Origin of the sequence: Metapseudomonas boanensis, assembly GCF_018704125.1 — a bacterium.
GTDB classification, from domain to species: Bacteria; Pseudomonadota; Gammaproteobacteria; order Pseudomonadales; family Pseudomonadaceae; genus Metapseudomonas; species Metapseudomonas boanensis.
This window is the reverse complement of sequence record NZ_JAGTIS010000020.1, coordinates 16,498-34,252: the sequence shown is the minus strand read 5'-3', so window position 1 is coordinate 34,252 and position 17,755 is coordinate 16,498. Positions and strand designations below refer to the sequence as shown.

Here is a 17,755-nt window from a genome sequence, read left to right as displayed (position 1 = left end):
CGCGCAGTCCGTCTGCGAACGCTGAACTTGGTCGGGGAATTCCTCGTCGGAATGTCCCGGAACGCCTATATGCGAGGAATACACTGATCTCAGTGGTGTCGCTGACAGACAGCCTGTCGGCTTCCACCGACGAGGCAACCGCCATGAGCGCCAATGTCGATCTGAATGACCGGCCCGACTATGACAAGGTGATCCAGGATATCGCCGACTATGTTCTGGACTATAGGATCAAGTCCGAAATTGCCCTGAGCACAGCTCGCTATTGCCTGATGGATACGCTTGGCTGCGGCTTGCTGGCACTGCGTTTTCCAGAGTGCACCAAGCTTCTCGGCCCGCAGGTCGACGGTACCGTAGTGCCGAATGGCTCGCGCGTACCGGGTACCCGCTTTTGCCTGGATCCGGTCAAGGCGGCCTGGGACATCGGTGCGATGATCCGCTGGCTGGATTTTAACGACACCTGGCTGGCGGCTGAGTGGGGCCACCCATCCGACAACCTTGGCGGCATCCTCGCCGTGACTGATCACCTCTCGCAGCAGCGACTGACCCGTGGCGATGCGCCTCTGACCATGGGCCAAGTGCTGGAAGCCATGATCATGGCCCATGAGATCCAGGGAATTTTCGCGCTGGAGAACTCATTCAACCGCGTTGGCCTGGACCACGTATTTCTGGTCAAGCTGGCTTCCACCGCGGTATGCGCCAAGTTGATGGGAGCCACCCGCGAGCAGGTGCGGTCGGCCATCTCCCACGCTTTCGTCGATGGCCAGGCGCTGCGCACCTACCGCCATGCGCCGAATGCCGGTTCGCGCAAGTCCTGGGCGGCTGGCGACGCCTCCAGCCGTGGCGTGCGCCTCGCCGATATCGCGATTCGCGGCGAGATGGGTATTCCTGCCGCGCTGACCGCCGCGCAATGGGGTTTCTATGATGTGCTGTTCAGTCACACCAATAAGGACCTGGCCACCAAGCCCGAGGATCAGCGCCGTTTCAGCTTTCCGCAGGGCTTCGGTACTTACGTGATGGAAAACATCCTGTTCAAGATCAGCTTCCCGGCCGAGTTCCACGGCCAGACGGCCTGCGAAGCCGCAGTCACCCTGCATCCGCAGGTCCGGGGCCGTCTGCAGGAAATCGACAAGATCATCATCACCACACAAGAGTCCGCGATCCGCATCATTTCCAAGGTCGGCCTGCTGGCCAACGCCGCCGACCGCGATCACTGCATCCAGTACATGACCGCTGTGGCGCTGGCCTTCGGTAACCTCGTCGCCGAGCACTACGAAGACGACTTCCACCAGGCTCACCCGATCATCGATGAGCTACGCGCGAAGATGGAAGTCGTCGAGGACGAGCGTTACACCCGCGAGTACCTGGAGCCCGACAAGCGCTCCATCGCCAACGCGGTGCAGGTGGTCTTCAAAGACGGCAGTTCGACCCCGCAGGTCGCGGTCGAATATCCGATTGGTCACCGCCGCCGCCGCATGGAAGGCCTTCCGTTGCTGGAAGAGAAGTTCAAGAGCAACCTCGCCACGCGTTTCCCTCCGCAGCGCTGCGCGCAGATATTCGCGCTATGCAAGGATCAGGCTGCGCTGGTGGATACTCCGGTCAACCATTTCATGGACCTGTTCGTGATCTGACCGGAGGGCCAGCCATCGCCTGTGCTGGCCGGCTCAATGGGCAGGATTGAGCCGTACCGGAATCCTGCGCTGGCCAAACGCACCGCTGTAATGGCCAAAGCGTCCGGCAATCGGCGTGTTGCAATGTGAACAGTGCCCGTCGTCCGTCACCTGGTAGTCCAGGATGCGGTGCCAGTCGCGTTTGATCAGGGCCTCGCCGCAGTTTGGGCAGAACGTTGTGCCGCCTTCGGCGTCATGCACATTGCCTGTGTATGCGTAGCGCAAACCGTGCGCGCGTGCGATCTGTCGGGCAAGCGTCAGAGTAGCCGGTGGGGTCGGTGGCGCGTCAAGCAGCTTGAAATCGGGGTGGAAGGCGGTGAAGTGGATGGGCACATCCGGTCCCAGTTCGTTTCGCACCCAATTGCACAGCGCCTCGATTTCGGCTTTCGAATCGTTGTAGCCCGGAATCAGAAGGGTAGTGATTTCCGTCCAGACATCAGTTTCATGATGCAGATAGACCAGCGTATCCAGCACTGGCTGCAGGTGCGCGCCGGTGAGTTTGAAGTAGAAATCGTCGGTAAAGGCCTTGAGGTCGACGTTCGCTGCATCCATGACCGCGTAGAACTCACGCCGGGGCTCGGCATGTATGTAGCCCGAGGTCACCGCTACTGTTCGAATGCCGTGCTCATGGCAGGCCTGCGCCGTATCGATGGCGTATTCGGCGAATATCACCGGATCGTTGTAGGTGAACGCCACGCTGGCGCAGCCGGAACGTTCCGCTGCCAGGGCGATCTGCTCCGGGCTGGCCTGATCCATCAGGCGATCCATGTCGCGGGATTTGCTGATATCCCAGTTCTGGCAGAACTTGCAGGCGAGGTTGCAGCCTGCGGTGCCGAAGGACAGCACCGATGAGCCGGGATAGAAATGGTTGAGAGGTTTTTTCTCGATCGGGTCGATGCAGAAGCCGGATGAACGCCCGTAGGTGGTCAGGATTATCTGCTCGCCTTCGCGCATGCGCACGAAGCAGGCCCCGCGTTGCCCGTCGCGGAGCTTGCAGTCACGGGGGCACAAATCGCATTGAATACGGCCATCGGGCAGACTGTGCCACCAGCGTCCGGGGTAATGCCCCGACAGGTCACTCATCGCCCACCTCCTGCCATTTGTTGACTGTGTAGCGCGCCAGGCGGATATCCGTGTGCCAGAAGTCAGCAGGCAATCCTGCCTTGCGCTTGAGCATTGCCAGGAATTCGTTCGGCTGCGGCAGGCTGTCCCAGACCTGCGGCAGGAAGGTACCGCGGGCCCGTCCGTACTCCAGGATGATGCCGTCGACGCCTGGGCGTAGCTGTTCAAGGGCCTGCCGTTCGCTGGTGAATGCCAGAACCTCGGTGGCGGACAGCAGCGATACCTCGATGCGGGTCCTGGCCAGTTCGTCGCGGGTCAGGGCGTCGAAGCGCGGGTCGCGGGTGGCAGCGGCGATGGCGTTTTCCTGCACATCCTCGATCAGGCGTCGATGCGCCTCGATAGTGCCGATGCAGCCGCGAAGTCTGCCTTGGTGGGTAAGGGTGACGAAGCTGGCCCCAGGTTCATGCAGCCATCGCTGATCAGGGGGCGTTCTTCCCGGGCCGCCCAGGTGCTGAGAGATGGCGTCGCGGGCGACATTGAGCAGTGTCTTGCCCGCGTCATCTGCATCCTGGACGGCTTTGCTGGTTTGATAGAAGGCAACGGACGCGTAGCCCACCACACGGAATTTGTCGCCAGCGGTATCGCCGGAGTTGCACTGGCCGAGTAGTTCGGCGCGGAGCCCCTGACGTGCCGCGAATGCCAGCAGACCATTGATCGGCGTCGCGCCGCAGGCCTGCTCATGGTTGAGTGCCGGTCGTTCAGCCAGGATCTCCCGTATCGTTTCGCTATCCGCCTTCTGGGCAACGGTATAGGGCAGAAAATGCGATAGGTCGGAGCTGATGACGATCAGTGTTTCATCGCCACCCCACACGCGTGCAAGCACTTGCGCAACCTCTGCGGGGGTGGCTGAGCCCACGGCCAGCGGCACCAAACGGAATTCGCCCAGCACCGACTGCAGGAACGGTAGTTGCACTTCGAGCGAATGCTCGAGTGCATGGGCTTCGGCGCTGATGACGACTTTCGGCAGGTCAGCCAGGACCGCCATGGCTTCGGCATCCAGCTGAACCTGGCCCAGCGGGGTCGAGAATGCGTTGGCCTGGGGGAGGGCCAGACCACGCACGGGAACCCGATGGACCGGCCCCAACAACACCACGCGCTCGATGCGAGAGGCCAGCGGTTTCAGACGGGCATAGGCCTGCGCGGCAACTGCACCGGAATAGATGTAGCCAGCATGCGGCACGATAAGGGCCTTTAGGCCCGGTGCGGCTGGAGCTGGGGCGACAGCGGACAACAGTTGACGGACGTCTCGTGCAAGTTGCTCGGGATCGGCCGGATAGAACGTACCTGCTACTGCTGCTGGACGGACGATGTTCATGAATCCCCACCTCCTGATAAGTCAGGTAGGGGCTGGGTAGAAAAATACAAGGACACTTTTTAATTATGGCGTGTTCTAGCCTGTATTGAACTCGCCGGATTGCCTCGCTCAATCGTCCAGGGCGCTTAACCAGGCAGTCGCCGCCCCTGGAGGATGAGTGTTATTCGGCTCCCCAGTCCTGGTAGCTCCAGGCTTCCGTGCCAGATTGTCCATGCCACACGCGTTCCGACAGCCTGGCAGCGGCATACCTACAACCGATTGTTATGGTGGTTGTACGGCCACGACGCCAATGCCTCGGCCTCCGGAGGGTCGAGTGAGGGGGCGGCGAGCTCTTCAAGGTGGGCGATGATGTCATCTGGTTTGAGCACCAGGACGTCGCTCTCAAGTGTGTCGAGGATCATCTCGGCAGTATTGCCAATCAATGCGCCCGCAAGGCCGGTTCGCGCAACGTTTCCTATTACCGTAAGCGCGGCGTTGAGCCGGTGCGCAATCTGCGGGATGAGTACGTCGGCTGCGCCTTCCTCGATGTGCAGATGTTCGTCGTTGATATTGAATTCGTGCTGCAAGGCTTTGCATTGCTCGTGATAGAAATCCTGGATGCTTTCCTTGAGCTGGAAGATCGGGTCATGGGCCGAGAGCATCGGATAGGGGTGGGCGCTCATCATGTGCAGGGTGCCGTCTGCCATTTCCGCGATGTCGTAACCGTGGCTGACGATGCCGGTATGCAAGACCCGGTGCTCGATATCGTCATTGCCCACATCCACAGCAGTGAGAATGCTGTTGCCTGTCCAGGGCCTGGAGGTTTTCACGATGAGTACCGGACTGGGGCAGTAACGCAGCAGCTTCCAGTCTTCCGGGGTGAGGAGGGATTTCGTCAGCGCATTGTCCGGCCGGTGTTGCTTCATCACCAGGCCACAGCCTTCTGACTGCTGGGCGTTGATGATGGCCTTGTACGGACTGTGGTTGCACTCCTGCTGGACGCTGACGCTAAAACCCTCCTTTGCCAGGGCGCCTTGCATATGGTTCAGATGGTCGGATAGGTCCAGTCGTTTATCGCAGGCCAGCAAGTGAAGGTGTGAGCGGGTGGCAGTAGCGATCATTCTGGCTTTATTGAGCAGCAACTCTTCAGGCTGCTGCGGATCTACCACCACCAAGGTGTTGCGGATGGTATGCATGGTTGTCCTACCGTGCGCGAATTCGGTTTTCAGACGGACATGGGCCACGTACTCCTGGCGTCTGTCTCTGCGGCTGGTTGGGCGCATCTGTTTTCAACCCGTGCCGCTCTGACCGTCAGTCACAGGAAGCGCTTGTGCTTGAACCATGCACGCAACAGCCGACATCGATATTCGTCCGCATTACCCGACGTTCGATACTCCAGTCGAGCAGGCGGTGATGATCACAGAACTGCCTCTGATCGCTCATGCAACCGCAAAAGTCGCTCCCACAGCGCAAGCGCTGTTTGTTCACCGCACTAATTCGAGAGGGCCGAGTCGCCACCTACCCCTGATGCCTGAATGCGAAGGAACTTCCACCTTGCATCGGCACCGTACTCCATGCGTTTTGAACGGCCAAGAGACACCGCCAAACGCTCCGAAAACCGGAGGGTTCTTAAGAACTGTTTGGGGAGCGTTTCTTCTGAGGGGAACGCAAGGGAGCAGGTCGTGCTCGCTCAACGCTGCAGTCTGGCCGATAGCCAGCACGGCTGCGAGGTCACCGGTCGGCTACGTTAGCCAATTTGCGTGTAACACGGCCCTTTGAAATAACCACATAGATAGGAAGCCCCTGGCGCTCCCGACCCTTTCCTGCTTACAGGAAAGGGCGTTGTCGGCGTGCAGACTGATCTTCGGTGCGGGAGGCCCTACCACGAACTGGCGTGATGCCTCGCGTTGGGGTCAGGACCCTTGAGAATCCAGGCGCTCGCGAATGCGCTGGTTGAGCACGGCGATGCGCTGCGCTACGTCCGCGGGAGCATTGAGCTTGTCTCGTGGGCTGATCTGGCGCGCGCAGAGGTTGAGCGCGGAGAGCACGACGAGTTCATTGGCGGTGACGTAGGGGAATTTCTTCTTGTTGGCGGCAATCTCAGCCTGCAGCACCGCCGCTGCGTCCTGCAGCACCTGCTCCTCGCCGGCTGGAGCCTTGATGTTGTACTCGCGCCCCAGTATGCGCAGTACGCGGACGCTGTCGTTGCTCATGCGCTGGCGCGGGTTTCACTGACGCGACGAACCAGGGCCTGCAGGCGGTCAGCAGCAGCGTTCTGTTTCTCTTCCTGTTCCAGCAAGGAGAGTTGCAAAGTGTCGTTCTCTTCACGCGCTTTGTTCAGTTCCACGCGGATTTGTGCGTTTTCATCGGTCAGCGACTGGTTTTGCTGCAGCAGTTCGCTAACAAGTTGTTCCAGTTGTTCAAGGGTTGTGTCGAGCATGTTCGTCTCCAGGGCCGGTGAAAGGTTGCGGAGGATAAAGAAAAGAACCGACTACGGCCAGGGAAAATATGGCTATTCGGACAGGCTGTATGCTGTCAATTCAATGGCTTAGAAAATATTTTTCGTGTTATTTCTGCATTTTGACCGCTGTCCGGGCCTTCCGTTCGTGTAGACGCTTGGCCGGCGGTTGTGCTTTGAGCTCGGCTTCGTTTTATTGGTTCACGCTTGCAGCGTGACCGCCACTGAAAAAAGCTGCCGCCCTTGGGGTAACGAACGTCCGTCGGAACGGTCCAACGCGAGGTTGGACAAAGGGCCGGCCGATGCCCACATTGTCGCCCGCTGATTACCATGGCCCCTGGGAGTACCAATGCCTGCCGTTTCGTTGCGCCGCTTCTTCAGCTTTTCCGCGCTGCTCCTGGCTTCATGGAGCTCGCTGTCCGTCGCTGCTACAGCCTGCCCGGCCGGGCAGTACAAGGTGTGTGTGGTCGCCTGCTTTTGCGCACCCGGCACCCAGGAGGAAATCGGGCCACTTGCCGAGAGCATGGGCCAGATGGCGGCATCCGGGCTGGAAGGCTGGCTTGTGCGATCCCGCAACACCGCGGCCCTGGGCAATATTCAGCGGATTCCGCTGAATATCCGCGCCCAGCTCGAGCCCTACTACGACATCCAGGTGCTGGACTCCGCCTTCTACAAGGTGGGTGATGATGTGGAGATGAACGCTGCCAATACCATGCTGCAGAACCCCGATGTGAATGCGGTGACGCTCGTGGACATCATCGTTTTCCGAAATGAGGATGATGCGCTGAACAACGTCGCCCTCTGGGCTCACGAGCTGAAGCACGTGCAGCAATACCTCCAATGGGGGGTTCGCGACTTTGCCGTTCGCTATACCCGTGACTACAACGAGGTCGAGGCGCCGGCCTACGAGATCCAGCGGCGCGTGGCCAGCACAATGCGAAGTGCTGCGTCGCAGTCCGCATCCGCTCGCTAGCGCCGGCCCGTTCAGCGGACTGCAACACGGCGAAAGCTGCTGATCCCCCATCCTTGTTGCATGCCCGCTGCGGCCAGCAGGATCGCGCCTACACCCAGCCATTGCAGCGAGCTGAGCTGGTGATTGAAGGCCAGCCAGTCAACGAAGATCGCGGCTATCGGATAGATGAACGAAAGGGCGCCGGTCAGTGCGGTTGGCAGTCTCTGGATAGCGCCGTACAGCAGCACGTACATCACGCCCGTGTGGACGACGCCCAGGGTGACGAGGCTGGCCCAGGCCTCCGCCTGCTGCGGCAAGCTGGACAGGTTTGCCATCGGTGCCAGGAACAGGACGCCAGTGCAGACCTGGATCAATGCGATCAGATGCGGTGGTGTGCCGTTCAAGCGCTTGACGATGAGGGCCGCAAAGGCATAGAGCAGGGCTGCGCCGAGCGCGAGGGCGATGCCGGCGAGATAGTTGTCGCCGCCTTGGCCCTGCTCGCCGTGGGCGCTGACGATTGCCAGCATCCCGCCGAACGACACGCTGAGCCAGAACAGCTTCTGTGCGGTGATCTTCTCACCGAGGAAGAAGGCGGCCAGGCCAACCAGCATGAAGGGCTGGACGTTGTAGACGGCGGTGCCGATGGAGATCGAGGCCCGCGAGTATGAAGCGAACAGCAACACCCAGTTACCGACGATTGCGACGCCGCTGAGCACCGCGAGTATGAAGGTTTCGCGGGTCAGGACCCCGGGTCGCAGAAAACCCAGCAACGCGCAGACGACCAGCAAAGTGGCTGCGCCGAATACGCAGCGCCAGAACACCACATCCAGCACCGACTGGCCAGACACCAGTACCAGCCAGCCGATGGTCCCGCTGATCAGCATGGCTGCGACCATTTCCAGCGACCCGCGATGAATCGAATTGTTCATGGTTTGGCTCCTCTGCTTGGGCCAGAGTATGACAAGCCAAACAGCACCATCTCCATTGCCTGACGAAGGCGAAAACCTCGTTTTACCTTTATGATCAAGACAGTTTTCCCATATTGCCTAACGAGGCTTGTATGACTGACGAGATCGATCAGTTGCTGATTTCTGCACTGATGGAAGACTCCAGGCGGTCGCTCAAGGCGCTCGCTCAAATCAGCGGCCTTTCGTCGCCCAGCGTCGCGGAGCGGCTGCGCAAGCTCGAGGAGCGGGGTGTGCTGAGGGGGTACACGGTCGAGGTCGACCCGAAGGCCTTCGGCTATCAGTTCCAGGCCATCGTCCGCATCCGTCCCTTGCCTGGCCAACTGCAGGAAGTCGAGCGGCAGATCCAGGCGATTCCCGAATTTACCGAGTGCGACAAGGTGACGGGGGACGACTGCTTCATCGCCCGCTTGTGTGTTCGGGACATGGAGCAACTGGATAACCTGCTGGACCGGATCAACGGCTTCGCGGAAACCAACACCGCCATCGTCAAGAAGACCCCAGTAAAGCGTCGGCTTCCTCCGATGGGCTGAATCGACTCAAGGTGCGAGCAACGGCGGCATCTGATTGCCATTGCCAATCATTGTTGATGAAAGACCGCGAGTTCTTATCCGCACTTACGATCCCACTGTAAGCGTGTATGTCGATACCGGAATTCGAGACTCGGAAACTGGCGGAAGTCCTCCGTCCGACGAAGCGCCAATGAATGATTGAGTGAGTGGTTGCAGTTCTCTGAGTTTATTTGATGGCCGGTTCAGAAACTTGCTTATAGTCATTCGGATATCGGATTAGTGCCGAAGGGCCGGGGTGTCATGCGCACCCGTGTTGAGCCCACGCCAAGGTTGGAAGCCAGGCATAGCAAGTGCCAGGTGCGCACAGCGCACACTACGGCTGTGGATTGGTTCTGCTTATTTGTATTGCGGGGCGTAGAAGTTAAATGAAGCGCCGTCTGACTTTTCTTGATTTTCCAAACACAGAAACCTTAAGGAATTATTAGGTCGCTGGTTTTGTTCATTCAGTTTCTTTTAAGCCTGGTCGCGTAGCTTGAAGTCATATCGATTCCGACGAGGACTTCCTGATGAAAAAAATAGTGGCATCCCTGTGCCTGGCCGGCACCATCGCGCTCCCCGCATTTGCCCAAGCGCGTGAAGTCACCTTGACGACCAAGTTGAAGGAATACGGTGGAAACGAGGCTTATCTGGCGATCTACCTGACCGATGCACAGGGCCAATACCAGCGCACCCTCTGGGTCGCCGGGAAGAAGGCCAAGTACTACAAGCATCTGCGTGACTGGGCGCGTGGTAGCGGGATGAAGCCTGCAGAGTTCGACGGCATCAGTGGTGCCAGCGTCGGCAGCGGAGAAACACTCAAAGTATCGGTTGAACTCGCTGACGCCCTGATCGATGCCGGTTACCAGATCCGCATCGACAGCGCGGTCGAAGACAAACGTGACAACCGCGCCGACGTCACTGTGCCACTTACCACCAGCGGCACGGGCAAGCCCACCGCGGGCCACGGTTACGTCGAATCCTTCACTTACGACATGTAATCGTCCTATCTGCAGGAGAAGGATCATGCTTCGCCAGATCCATTCGCTTCCCGGCTTGGTTGCAGCGCTACTGGTCATGGTCCTGGCCCTGACCGGGGTTGTTCTGTCAGTCGAACCCGTCGTGGGCAGACTCCAGGCCAGCCCACAGACCGAGCAATCCTTGAGCATTGCCGAACTGGCGGCACGTGTTGACCAGTTCTACCCAGGCGTCGAGCAGCTCGAACGGACCCCGTCAGGCGTCGTGATCGTGTCTTACCGCCAGGATGGCCAGACACGAGTGGTACGTATCGATCCGCAGAGCGGAAAGGTAACAGGCGACGCGGAGCCGTCGACGCTCATGCAAGGGGCGAAGGATCTGCACCGCTCCCTGTTGGCGGGCACGCCCGGCCGGGTGATCGTCGGGCTGATGGCAGGGGTGATGCTGGTGCTGTCGATCTCTGGAATGTTCCTGCTGGCGAAGCGCGTAGGCGGCTGGCGTTACCTGGCGCGGCCAATGCATGGCCCCTGGACCCAGCGCTGGCATGCGGAGGCCGGCCGCCTGGCCATACCCGGCCTGCTGTTGTCGTCGCTGACCGGACTCTACCTGTCCGCTGTGACTTTCGGACTACTGCCCGATGGCATGCAGAACGAGCCGGAGTTTCCGACGCAAGTCACGGGCGGACCCGCTGCCCCGGTTGCTTCGCTACCCGCTTTGCAGGCCGTTCAACTGAGCGATCTGCGTGAACTGGTCTATCCAGACCCGGAGGACCCGACAGACGTCTATTCGCTACACACTGCCAACGGCGATGGCTATATCGACCAGGCCACCGGGCAGTTGCTGTCTTTCCGCGAGCACGACCGGGTTCGTCGCCTTTATGACGTCGTTTACCAACTGCATACCGGTGCAGGGCTCTGGTGGCTGGGCCTGTTGCTTGGCGCCAGTGCGCTGGGCGTCCCGGTGATGAGCATCACCGGCGGCCTGATCTGGTGGAAACGCCGCCGTGCCATGCCGCGCATCGCCAGCAACAGTGCTAGCCAGACCGCCGATACGCTGATCCTGGTCGGCAGCGAAAGCAACACCACCTGGGGCTTTGCCAAGACACTGCATGAGGCGCTGGTGCAAGCCGGCTGGTGCGTCCACATTGCGCCGATGAACAGCCTGGCTAACGAATATCGTCGCGCTGAGCGCCTGCTCATCCTGACTTCGACCTACGGCGACGGCGCTGCGCCCGCTTGCGCCAAGCATTTCCTTGAGAAGCTGGCGTCCAGTCGCCTCAACCCGCACCAAGCGTTCGCGGTGCTGGGGTTTGGCGACCGGAGCTTCCCGCGCTTCTGTCAATTTGCCAAGGATGTCGACGAGGCGTTGCTTGCACGCGGCTTGCGGCCTTTGCTGGCAATGGACACGGTCGATCGGCAGTCGATCCAGGAATTCGCGCGTTGGGGTAAGGCTTTGGGCGACAAGCTGGGCCATGAGCTGACGCTGGTGCACGCACCAGATCGCCATCCGACCGACAGCCTGCAGCTGATGCAGCGCGAGGCGTATGGCGAGCAGGTCCAGGCGCCGACCTGCATCCTGCGCTTCAAGCCTGCTGCAGCCAGCAAGTTGCCCGAGTTCGATGCAGGCGATCTGGTGGGGATCCTGCCGCCAGGAAGTTCGGTGCCTCGCTTCTATTCACTGGCGAGCAGTACGGCGGACGGCGTGCTGGAAATCTGTGTCCGAAAGCAGCAGGCAGGCCTGTGCTCGAACTACCTCCATGACTTGCCCTTGGGCGGCACCATAGAGGCATTCATTCAGCCCAACCCGGACTTCCGTCCGGCACCGGGCAGGCCAGCGACCATCCTCATCGGCGCGGGAACCGGCATCGGGCCGCTGGCCGGATTCATCCGCAACAACACGGCCAGGCGACCCATGCACCTCTACTGGGGCGGGCGCAATCCGGACTCGGACTTCCTCTACGAATCGGAGCTGGGTCGTTACCTGGCCGACCAGCGACTGACCCGGCTGCAGGCGGCTTTCTCCCGTGTGAGCGAGCGCCGCTACGTACAGGACAGAATCATCGAAGACGCTAACGATATGCGCAGGCTGATAGATCGGGGTGCGCAGGTGCTGGTCTGCGGCAGTCGGGATATGGCGAAGAACGTCATGCAGGCCCTGGACGAGGTGTTGGCACCGCTCAACCTGAACGTACTCAAGCTCAAGGCCGAGGGGCGCTACCGTGAAGATGTCTACTGAGATGCCGATGCTCCCTCCTGCACTACAGCGCTACAGCCTCAATGGCGCCACAATGGGGACGCTATACAGCGCGGTCTTCTTCGCCCCGCCAGGGCTGGATGAACAGGCGGTCAATGCAGGGCTGTTCAACGCAGTGGACCGGGTGGACCAACAAATGTCCACGTGGAAGGCCGATTCTGATCTGTGTCGGCTGAATACTGCGCCGGTGGGGCAATGGCAAGCGGTTCCCAGGGAACTCCTTCAGGTTCTGCACACGGCATTGCTGGTCAGCCGGGAGTCAGGCGGCGCATTCGACATAGGGGTTGGGGACCTGGTCAGCGCCTGGGGCTTCGGCCCTGCCAAGCAACTCGATGAACAACGTGCCAACGCATTGCGGATGCAGCAACGTAAGCCCGCAAGCGAGGTGCTGGAAATCGACTCGTCGACCGCGCGGGTGCGCAAGGTCGAACCCGTTGCCCTCGACCTTTCAGGTATTGCCAAAGGCTTCGGCGTGGATGAGCTGGCCCGTTGTCTGGAACGCTTCGGCGTCACCCGCTATCTGGTCGGCATCGATGGGGAAATGCGTGCCCGAGGCCTGAAGCCCGATGGCCAGGCCTGGGCAGTTGCCATCGAGAAGCCCCTCCGCGGAGTTCGCGAAGTGATGGGCGTGATGGAGCTGACGAATGCCGCCATCGCCACCTCGGGGGATTACCGCCACTGGGTGGAGGTGGGCAATACACACTACGCGCACACCATGGACCCAGCCCGGCAGATGCCACTGTCTGGCGAACTGGCAGCGGTATCGGTCGTCGAGTCCCGTTGCATGCTCGCAGACGCCTGGGCGACGGCATTGATGGTGTTGGGAGTGGAGGCCGGCTCGAAGCTGGCGCAGCGGCGGGGGATGGATGCGTTGTTCGTCCTGCGTGACGGAGAGGGGTTCAAGGAGCTGTCGATCGTGGGAGGACAGGTGCAAACTCAGTGCTAGCCCTGCCATCGCTACCGTACTTGCTGCCGCTGGCAGCCGGCCGGGCAATGGCGATGGGCTCGTCGTTGCCATAGGTGAGTACCGTGGCGCGGGACTTCATGCCGTTGTAGATAACGGCGGCAAAAGACCCAAGGGACGTGCAGCTTTCAAGAGTGCTGGGGTGACCGAAATCCCGGTAGCATCCGTCAAGTGTGATGCGCAGAGGGTAAATGGGTTCGTTTAGGAACTATCATCGCCATCGTTCCTCCACATTTAGGGCGGTCGGAAACGTCTTCCCAACGGCGCTTCAAGGCTTTATGGATATCTCAATCAACAGGACTGAAAGATATGCCTAAGACTCGTTCAGTGATTGCAGTACTGACCAGCGTTGCCCTGCTTGCAGGTTCGCCAGCACTGCTGGCAGACCCCAGCAATGGCAAGGGCAACCCACACGCAAACCAGGCACAGCACGGCAATAGCGGCGGTAAGGGAAAAGCGGACGCTGGCTCCTCTGGCCAAAGTTACTCCGGCGGGAACCGCTACCATGACCCGCAGATCGATATCGGCGGCATCCGCTCCATTCTTGGCGACAATCGCAACTATTGGAGTCCTGCCAGCCCGTTGCCACCGGGCATCCAGAAGAACCTCGCTCGCGGCAAGCCGCTGCCTCCTGGAATTGCCAAGAAACTCGATGGTCGGCTTCTGGGGCGGCTACCGCACTACGAAGGCTATGATTGGATGCAGGCAGGTACCGACCTGATCCTGGTCACGGTGGCGACCGGGATCATCTATGAAGTGCTGCATGACGTTCTCGACTGATCGAGCGTGGTGAAAGAAACCGGAGCCATTGGCTCCGGTTTTTTTGATGCGTCCAGGTCGGCCTGAGCTAAGCGAAGCGTCGCTGACTCCAACGATCTACCTCTGAAGCGAGCAAGCTCGCTCCCCCAGGGGCATTGCCCGGATTACTTGCCAGAGGTGAGGGTGGTGTAACTGGTGATCAGGTTGCGGTAGTCCGGGATGTGGTTGGAGAACAGCGTGCCGAGGCCTTCGATGTCGTTGCGCCAGTCACGGTGCAGCTCGCAGGCGACACCGAACCAGGTCATCAACTGGGCGCCGGCAGCCGACATGCGGTCCCAGGCCGAGTGACGCGTAACTTCGTTGAAGGTGCCGGATGCGTCGGTGACGACGAACACGTCGAAGCCTTCCTCGATGGCCGAGAGGGCCGGGAAGGCCACGCAGACCTCAGTCACGACGCCGGCGATGATCAGCTGCTTCTTGCCGGTGGCTTTCACCGCCTTGACGAAGTCTTCGTTATCCCAGGCGTTGATCTGGCCTGGGCGGGCGATGTAGGGCGCCTCGGGAAACTGCTCCTTCAGTTCGGGTACCAGCGGGCCGTTGGGACCGCTCTCGAAGCTGGTGGTGAGGATGGTCGGCAGGTTGAAGTACTTGGCCAGGTCGCCCAGGGCCAGCACGTTGTTCTTGAACCTGTCTGGTTCGATGTCGCGTACCAGGGACAGCAGGCCCGCCTGGTGGTCGACCAGCAGAACAGCGGCCTGGTTCTTGTCGAGGCGTTTGTAAGGGGTAGCCATGGTGTTGCTCCTTGCTTCGATAAATGCCATGTCGAGCTTAGTGCACGGTTGGGAATCAGCGTTATGAATTGAGCACTTCGTTTTCACGCAGAGCTGAATCATTTCCAAAGTGCCGCCCTTGCGCGTGAAGGCTTCGGAGTGGAATTCTTCATAATCAATGCACTGTCTGGCTGGGTGCCAAGGACCGGGATCGTGCATGCCGTGTTCTCGTCTCGGCGCGGCTTGTTGCCCTCGGTGCGAACCTTGATCGACCACCTTGCGGAAGAGTTTGCACTCGGCGCTATGGTGTGAAGCATGTGATCGGGAGACAGCGCCAGGTGCATCGTGCGCCCAGCGGTTACCCGGAGGCGGCAGAAAGCACTTATCATTCAAAGACCTATGGATTGGCCTAAGCGGGAATCGCGGGATGCTGTCGACCGTCAAACGCTACAAGTTGCTCCTATCGGGGGCGTTGGCGCGTTACTTTCCCCGGACCACGGCCTATTTGCGCGCCGAGCGCGAAGCGGCCCAGCCGGTGAAGAAGCCTTCCGGGCGAGCAAAGAAGGGATCAGTCAGAACTGGCAAGGCCAAGGCAAGTGGTTCCGCGAAAGCGACCAAGCCGCGGGCCAAGCCAGGCCCGGCGGCCGATTCGGGATTCTACGGTCCCGCCCTGCTGGCGGTTGACCCACAGCAGGTCAGCGCGATGCGCGAGCGGGTTGCGCAGGCGGTAGACGCAGGCGTGATCAGCGCGCCGTCGGATGAGCAGTGGGCGATGATCCTGGGGCGCCATCCGGTCACCCGGATCTTCGCCGGGGCCGGATCGGGCAAGTCCACGACGCTGGTGCTTCGTGTGGTGTTCATGCTGTGCCATATGGGCATCGACCCAGGCCGTCTGACGATCATCTCGTTTACCAATGCATCCTGCGCGCAGCTGCGTGCGCAGCTGCTCAAGGTGCTTGGGTTCTGGCAGTACCCGTTCGATGCCAACCAGGCGAAACAATGCGTGCGTACCTTCCATTCGGCCATGGGTGTCCTGGCCAAGCAGGTACTGGGCAACCCGTCATGGTTCGAACAGCTGGACGAGCCGGCCACCAGCAAAAGTGAGCTGGACAACCCGCTGGCGTCAGGGCGCCTGCGTCCGGCCCAGCAGCGCCTACTGAAGCAGGCCTATCAGAATTGCTATGCCCAGGACGCGGACTTCCGCGAGCATGTACACGCTTTGCTGGGGCTGCCGCCCTTCCCGGCAGTTGATACCGAGGGCAAGCGCGCCAAGGTTCCCAAGGCACCGCTGGACGGCTTCAAGCTGGCTGGGGAGTTGACGCCGATGCCGCTGTTCGAGGCGTTCCACGTCCAGGCGGGTTTCATGGAGAGCATTGGCCTGCGGCTTGACCAGCTAAAAGCCGGCGCGCTGTCTTGTTCGGCCGTGGAGCGACATTTCATCGAAGCGCTGCTGCTGTTCTGGAAGCACTTTGAATCCGGGTTGCACGCGCAGGGACTGATGACCTTCAATGCGGCGTTCCAGAGACTCACCCAGTCACTGAGTGATGGCGGCAAGGCTGTGCCGACCGAGGCACTGGCGCCGTTCAGCCACCTGCTGATCGACGAGTTCCAGGACATCTCCCCGCAGATTGTGCAGTTCCTCCAAGCCGTGCATCGCGCTCTGGGCCAACAAGGGCAGGCAATCAGCCTGATGGCGATCGGCGATGACTGGCAGTCGATCTATGGCTGGCGCGGCAGTTCGCCGGAATTGTTCATGGAGTTCGACACGTATTTCCCAGGCAAGGGCCGGCTGAAGAAAAGCGCGGTATTGATGCTGCAAACCAACTACCGCTCCATCGAGCCAGTGATCCGCGACGGCGAAGCGGTGCTGGACGGTGTCGAGTTCAAGCAGCCGAAAGCCAGCAAGGCATCGAAGCCGATGCAGCCGGGCGACCATGGTGTGGTCTTGAAGCAGAACTTCGACGTGAAAGCCCGGTTGCCGGAGCTGGTGGCGGAGATCAAGGCACAGTGTGAGCACGTTGCCACTCGTAGCCTGGCCGACAGCAACGCCGTGCTGGTGTTGAGCCGACGCAACGAGCCCCTGCAAGCTATCCAGTCCCAGTTGGACAAGCAGCTACCGGTGAAGGCCTACACCATTCACCGCGCCAAAGGCCTGCAAGCGGAGGTGGCGATCATCGTCGACGATTGCGCCCCGCCGGAAAAACACCCGCTGCGCAACGCGCTCTATGCCCACTCGGGCTTCTTTCGCAACAGTTACGACCAAGCCATGCAGGACGAGAGCCTGCGCCTGGCTTACGTGGCGATCACGCGGGGTGTGAGCCGCGTGCTCTGGTTTACTCGCAAGGCCCAGGGAGCGACGCAGGTGCTGGCCAGACGCGCAGGTGGGCGTTGATTCGAGAGGGCTCATGTCCGATTGGCGCCTACGAGCCTGGCCGCAAGGAGTGTGATAACGGCTCCCAGCATGGCTAGCCCGGAGTCTTTCTGGGCATCCCATTGGTCGCCCTGGGTGCCCAGGAAAGCTGTACCCAGATCCGGCGCAACGACCATGGCTGCCAGCATTTCCATCTGCTCGTAGAGGCTACTCAACGCCATGACGAACGTGAGGCTCAACAACCCCAGCCATTTGCCCGCTGGTCTTGCGAGTCGCTCGATGAGTTCGCGGAGCGGGTAGACCAGCAAGAGACCGAATGAGAAGTGGACGATACGGTCGTAGTGATTTCGGCTTGTTCCAAGAATCTCTTGCAACCAGAAGCCAAAGGGCGTTTCCGCGTAGGTGTAGTGGGAGCCATAGAGGTGCATCGCCAGAAACACCGCAAGCAACCAGTAAGAAGCCATGGAGAAGATGAACCATCGAAAGGTTGCCAGCAGCAACGCAGCGATAGCAAATACCAGCAGGTTTTCGAGGAGCCAATCTTCCCGGCTCAGCGGTGCGATGGCGGCCCAGATCCACACGACCAGAAGGACGATGCAGATCAGTGTGAGCTGACTTCGACTGGCGTTGGTCTCTGGCATCGGCAGCAGGATT

The 17,755-nt window shown here is 60.5% G+C and carries 16 protein-coding genes and 1 pseudogene; 9 read left to right on the top strand and 8 right to left on the bottom strand.

Annotated elements, in window-relative coordinates; all coding sequences use genetic code 11:
• Positions 1-143: 143 nt before the first annotated feature.
• Positions 144-1,628: a 2-methylcitrate dehydratase gene (gene prpD / locus J7302_RS23540; protein ID WP_215380533.1), complete on the top strand. Its 1,485-nt coding sequence runs from the start codon at positions 144-146 to the stop codon at positions 1,626-1,628.
• A gap of 33 nt (positions 1,629-1,661) precedes the next feature.
• On the opposite strand, the gene amrS is transcribed toward prpD, so the two are convergent.
• The 5 genes from amrS to J7302_RS23515 form a co-directional block, all read right to left on the bottom strand.
• A complete protein-coding gene (gene amrS, locus J7302_RS23535; protein WP_215380447.1) occupies positions 1,662-2,750 on the bottom strand; it encodes an AmmeMemoRadiSam system radical SAM enzyme in 1,089 nt (362 codons plus the stop codon).
• Positions 2,743-4,104 (bottom strand): AmmeMemoRadiSam system protein B, encoded by a 1,362-nt coding sequence (gene amrB, locus J7302_RS23530; protein WP_215380443.1) that lies wholly within the window; start codon positions 4,102-4,104, stop codon positions 2,743-2,745. The genes amrS and amrB overlap by 8 nt, the downstream gene beginning before the upstream one ends.
• Before the next feature lie 248 nt (positions 4,105-4,352).
• Positions 4,353-5,279 (bottom strand): universal stress protein, encoded by a 927-nt coding sequence (locus tag J7302_RS23525; protein ID WP_215380441.1) that lies wholly within the window; start codon positions 5,277-5,279, stop codon positions 4,353-4,355.
• Positions 5,280-5,996: 717 nt separating this feature from the next.
• Complete coding sequence (locus J7302_RS23520) at positions 5,997-6,296, bottom strand: cell division protein ZapA (RefSeq protein WP_215380439.1); 300 nt, start codon at positions 6,294-6,296, stop codon at positions 5,997-5,999.
• Positions 6,293-6,523: a hypothetical protein gene (locus tag J7302_RS23515; RefSeq protein WP_215380437.1), complete on the bottom strand. Its 231-nt coding sequence runs from the start codon at positions 6,521-6,523 to the stop codon at positions 6,293-6,295. Before J7302_RS23515 ends, J7302_RS23520 begins: the two co-directional genes overlap by 4 nt.
• Before the next feature lie 367 nt (positions 6,524-6,890).
• Between J7302_RS23515 and J7302_RS23510 the strand changes: the two genes are divergently transcribed.
• Complete coding sequence (locus J7302_RS23510) at positions 6,891-7,514, top strand: eCIS core domain-containing protein (protein WP_251702228.1); 624 nt, start codon at positions 6,891-6,893, stop codon at positions 7,512-7,514.
• Positions 7,515-7,525: 11 nt separating this feature from the next.
• On the opposite strand, the gene J7302_RS23505 is transcribed toward J7302_RS23510, so the two are convergent.
• Positions 7,526-8,422: a DMT family transporter gene (locus tag J7302_RS23505; RefSeq protein ID WP_215380435.1), complete on the bottom strand. Its 897-nt coding sequence runs from the start codon at positions 8,420-8,422 to the stop codon at positions 7,526-7,528.
• A gap of 131 nt (positions 8,423-8,553) precedes the next feature.
• Here J7302_RS23505 and J7302_RS23500 point away from each other — a divergent pair, with 131 nt between their 5' ends.
• The 5 genes from J7302_RS23500 to J7302_RS23480 all read left to right on the top strand — a co-directional run bounded on the left by J7302_RS23500 (position 8,554) and on the right by J7302_RS23480 (position 13,981).
• A complete protein-coding gene (locus J7302_RS23500) occupies positions 8,554-8,991 on the top strand; it encodes an Lrp/AsnC family transcriptional regulator (protein ID WP_215380433.1) in 438 nt (145 codons plus the stop codon).
• A gap of 545 nt (positions 8,992-9,536) precedes the next feature.
• Positions 9,537-10,007, top strand: a complete 471-nt coding sequence (locus J7302_RS23495; protein ID WP_215380430.1) for a DUF2271 domain-containing protein — start codon at positions 9,537-9,539, stop codon at positions 10,005-10,007.
• A 25-nt stretch (positions 10,008-10,032) separates the two neighbouring features.
• Positions 10,033-12,219 carry a PepSY domain-containing protein gene (locus J7302_RS23490; RefSeq protein ID WP_215380428.1) on the top strand — a complete coding sequence of 729 codons (2,187 nt, stop codon included), beginning with the start codon at positions 10,033-10,035 and terminating at the stop codon, positions 12,217-12,219.
• Positions 12,209-13,183, top strand: a complete 975-nt coding sequence (locus J7302_RS23485; RefSeq protein ID WP_251702230.1) for an FAD:protein FMN transferase — start codon at positions 12,209-12,211, stop codon at positions 13,181-13,183. Before J7302_RS23490 ends, J7302_RS23485 begins: the two co-directional genes overlap by 11 nt.
• A 327-nt stretch (positions 13,184-13,510) precedes the next feature.
• The gene (locus tag J7302_RS23480; RefSeq protein WP_215380425.1) at positions 13,511-13,981 is read left to right on the top strand and encodes an anti-virulence regulator CigR family protein; all 471 of its coding nucleotides are present in this window, start codon (positions 13,511-13,513) and stop codon (positions 13,979-13,981) included.
• 143 nt (positions 13,982-14,124) lie between these two features.
• On the opposite strand, the gene ycaC is transcribed toward J7302_RS23480, so the two are convergent.
• Positions 14,125-14,751 (bottom strand): isochorismate family cysteine hydrolase YcaC, encoded by a 627-nt coding sequence (ycaC, locus tag J7302_RS23475; protein ID WP_215380423.1) that lies wholly within the window; start codon positions 14,749-14,751, stop codon positions 14,125-14,127.
• Between the two features lie 168 nt (positions 14,752-14,919).
• On the opposite strand from ycaC, the pseudogene J7302_RS23470 reads away from it, so the two are divergent.
• Positions 14,920-15,042: pseudogene (locus tag J7302_RS23470) on the top strand (LysR family transcriptional regulator); the annotation flags it as partial.
• A gap of 115 nt (positions 15,043-15,157) precedes the next feature.
• Positions 15,158-17,122, top strand: a complete 1,965-nt coding sequence (locus J7302_RS23465; protein ID WP_215380420.1) for a DEAD/DEAH box helicase — start codon at positions 15,158-15,160, stop codon at positions 17,120-17,122.
• An 11-nt stretch (positions 17,123-17,133) separates the two neighbouring features.
• Here the strand turns inward: J7302_RS23465 and J7302_RS23460 are convergent, their stop codons facing one another.
• Positions 17,134-17,742 (bottom strand): DUF2238 domain-containing protein, encoded by a 609-nt coding sequence (locus J7302_RS23460; RefSeq protein WP_215380418.1) that lies wholly within the window; start codon positions 17,740-17,742, stop codon positions 17,134-17,136.
• Between the last annotated feature and the right edge of the window lie 13 nt (positions 17,743-17,755).

Excerpts from the sequence above, each read along its gene's own strand:
- prpD (WP_215380533.1), top strand. The coding sequence starts at position 144 with ATGAGCGCCAATGTCGATCTGAATGACCGGCCCGACTATGACAAGGTG.
- amrS (WP_215380447.1), bottom strand. The coding sequence starts at position 2,750 with ATGAGTGACCTGTCGGGGCATTACCCCGGACGCTGGTGGCACAGTCTG.
- amrB (WP_215380443.1), bottom strand. The coding sequence starts at position 4,104 with ATGAACATCGTCCGTCCAGCAGCAGTAGCAGGTACGTTCTATCCGGCC.
- J7302_RS23525 (WP_215380441.1), bottom strand. The coding sequence starts at position 5,279 with ATGCATACCATCCGCAACACCTTGGTGGTGGTAGATCCGCAGCAGCCT.
- J7302_RS23520 (WP_215380439.1), bottom strand. The coding sequence starts at position 6,296 with ATGAGCAACGACAGCGTCCGCGTACTGCGCATACTGGGGCGCGAGTAC.
- J7302_RS23515 (WP_215380437.1), bottom strand. The coding sequence starts at position 6,523 with ATGCTCGACACAACCCTTGAACAACTGGAACAACTTGTTAGCGAACTG.
- J7302_RS23510 (WP_251702228.1), top strand. The coding sequence starts at position 6,891 with ATGCCTGCCGTTTCGTTGCGCCGCTTCTTCAGCTTTTCCGCGCTGCTC.
- J7302_RS23505 (WP_215380435.1), bottom strand. The coding sequence starts at position 8,422 with ATGAACAATTCGATTCATCGCGGGTCGCTGGAAATGGTCGCAGCCATG.
- J7302_RS23500 (WP_215380433.1), top strand. The coding sequence starts at position 8,554 with ATGACTGACGAGATCGATCAGTTGCTGATTTCTGCACTGATGGAAGAC.
- J7302_RS23495 (WP_215380430.1), top strand. The coding sequence starts at position 9,537 with ATGAAAAAAATAGTGGCATCCCTGTGCCTGGCCGGCACCATCGCGCTC.
- J7302_RS23490 (WP_215380428.1), top strand. The coding sequence starts at position 10,033 with ATGCTTCGCCAGATCCATTCGCTTCCCGGCTTGGTTGCAGCGCTACTG.
- J7302_RS23485 (WP_251702230.1), top strand. The coding sequence starts at position 12,209 with ATGTCTACTGAGATGCCGATGCTCCCTCCTGCACTACAGCGCTACAGC.
- J7302_RS23480 (WP_215380425.1), top strand. The coding sequence starts at position 13,511 with ATGCCTAAGACTCGTTCAGTGATTGCAGTACTGACCAGCGTTGCCCTG.
- ycaC (WP_215380423.1), bottom strand. The coding sequence starts at position 14,751 with ATGGCTACCCCTTACAAACGCCTCGACAAGAACCAGGCCGCTGTTCTG.
- J7302_RS23465 (WP_215380420.1), top strand. The coding sequence starts at position 15,158 with ATGCTGTCGACCGTCAAACGCTACAAGTTGCTCCTATCGGGGGCGTTG.
- J7302_RS23460 (WP_215380418.1), bottom strand. The coding sequence starts at position 17,742 with ATGCCAGAGACCAACGCCAGTCGAAGTCAGCTCACACTGATCTGCATC.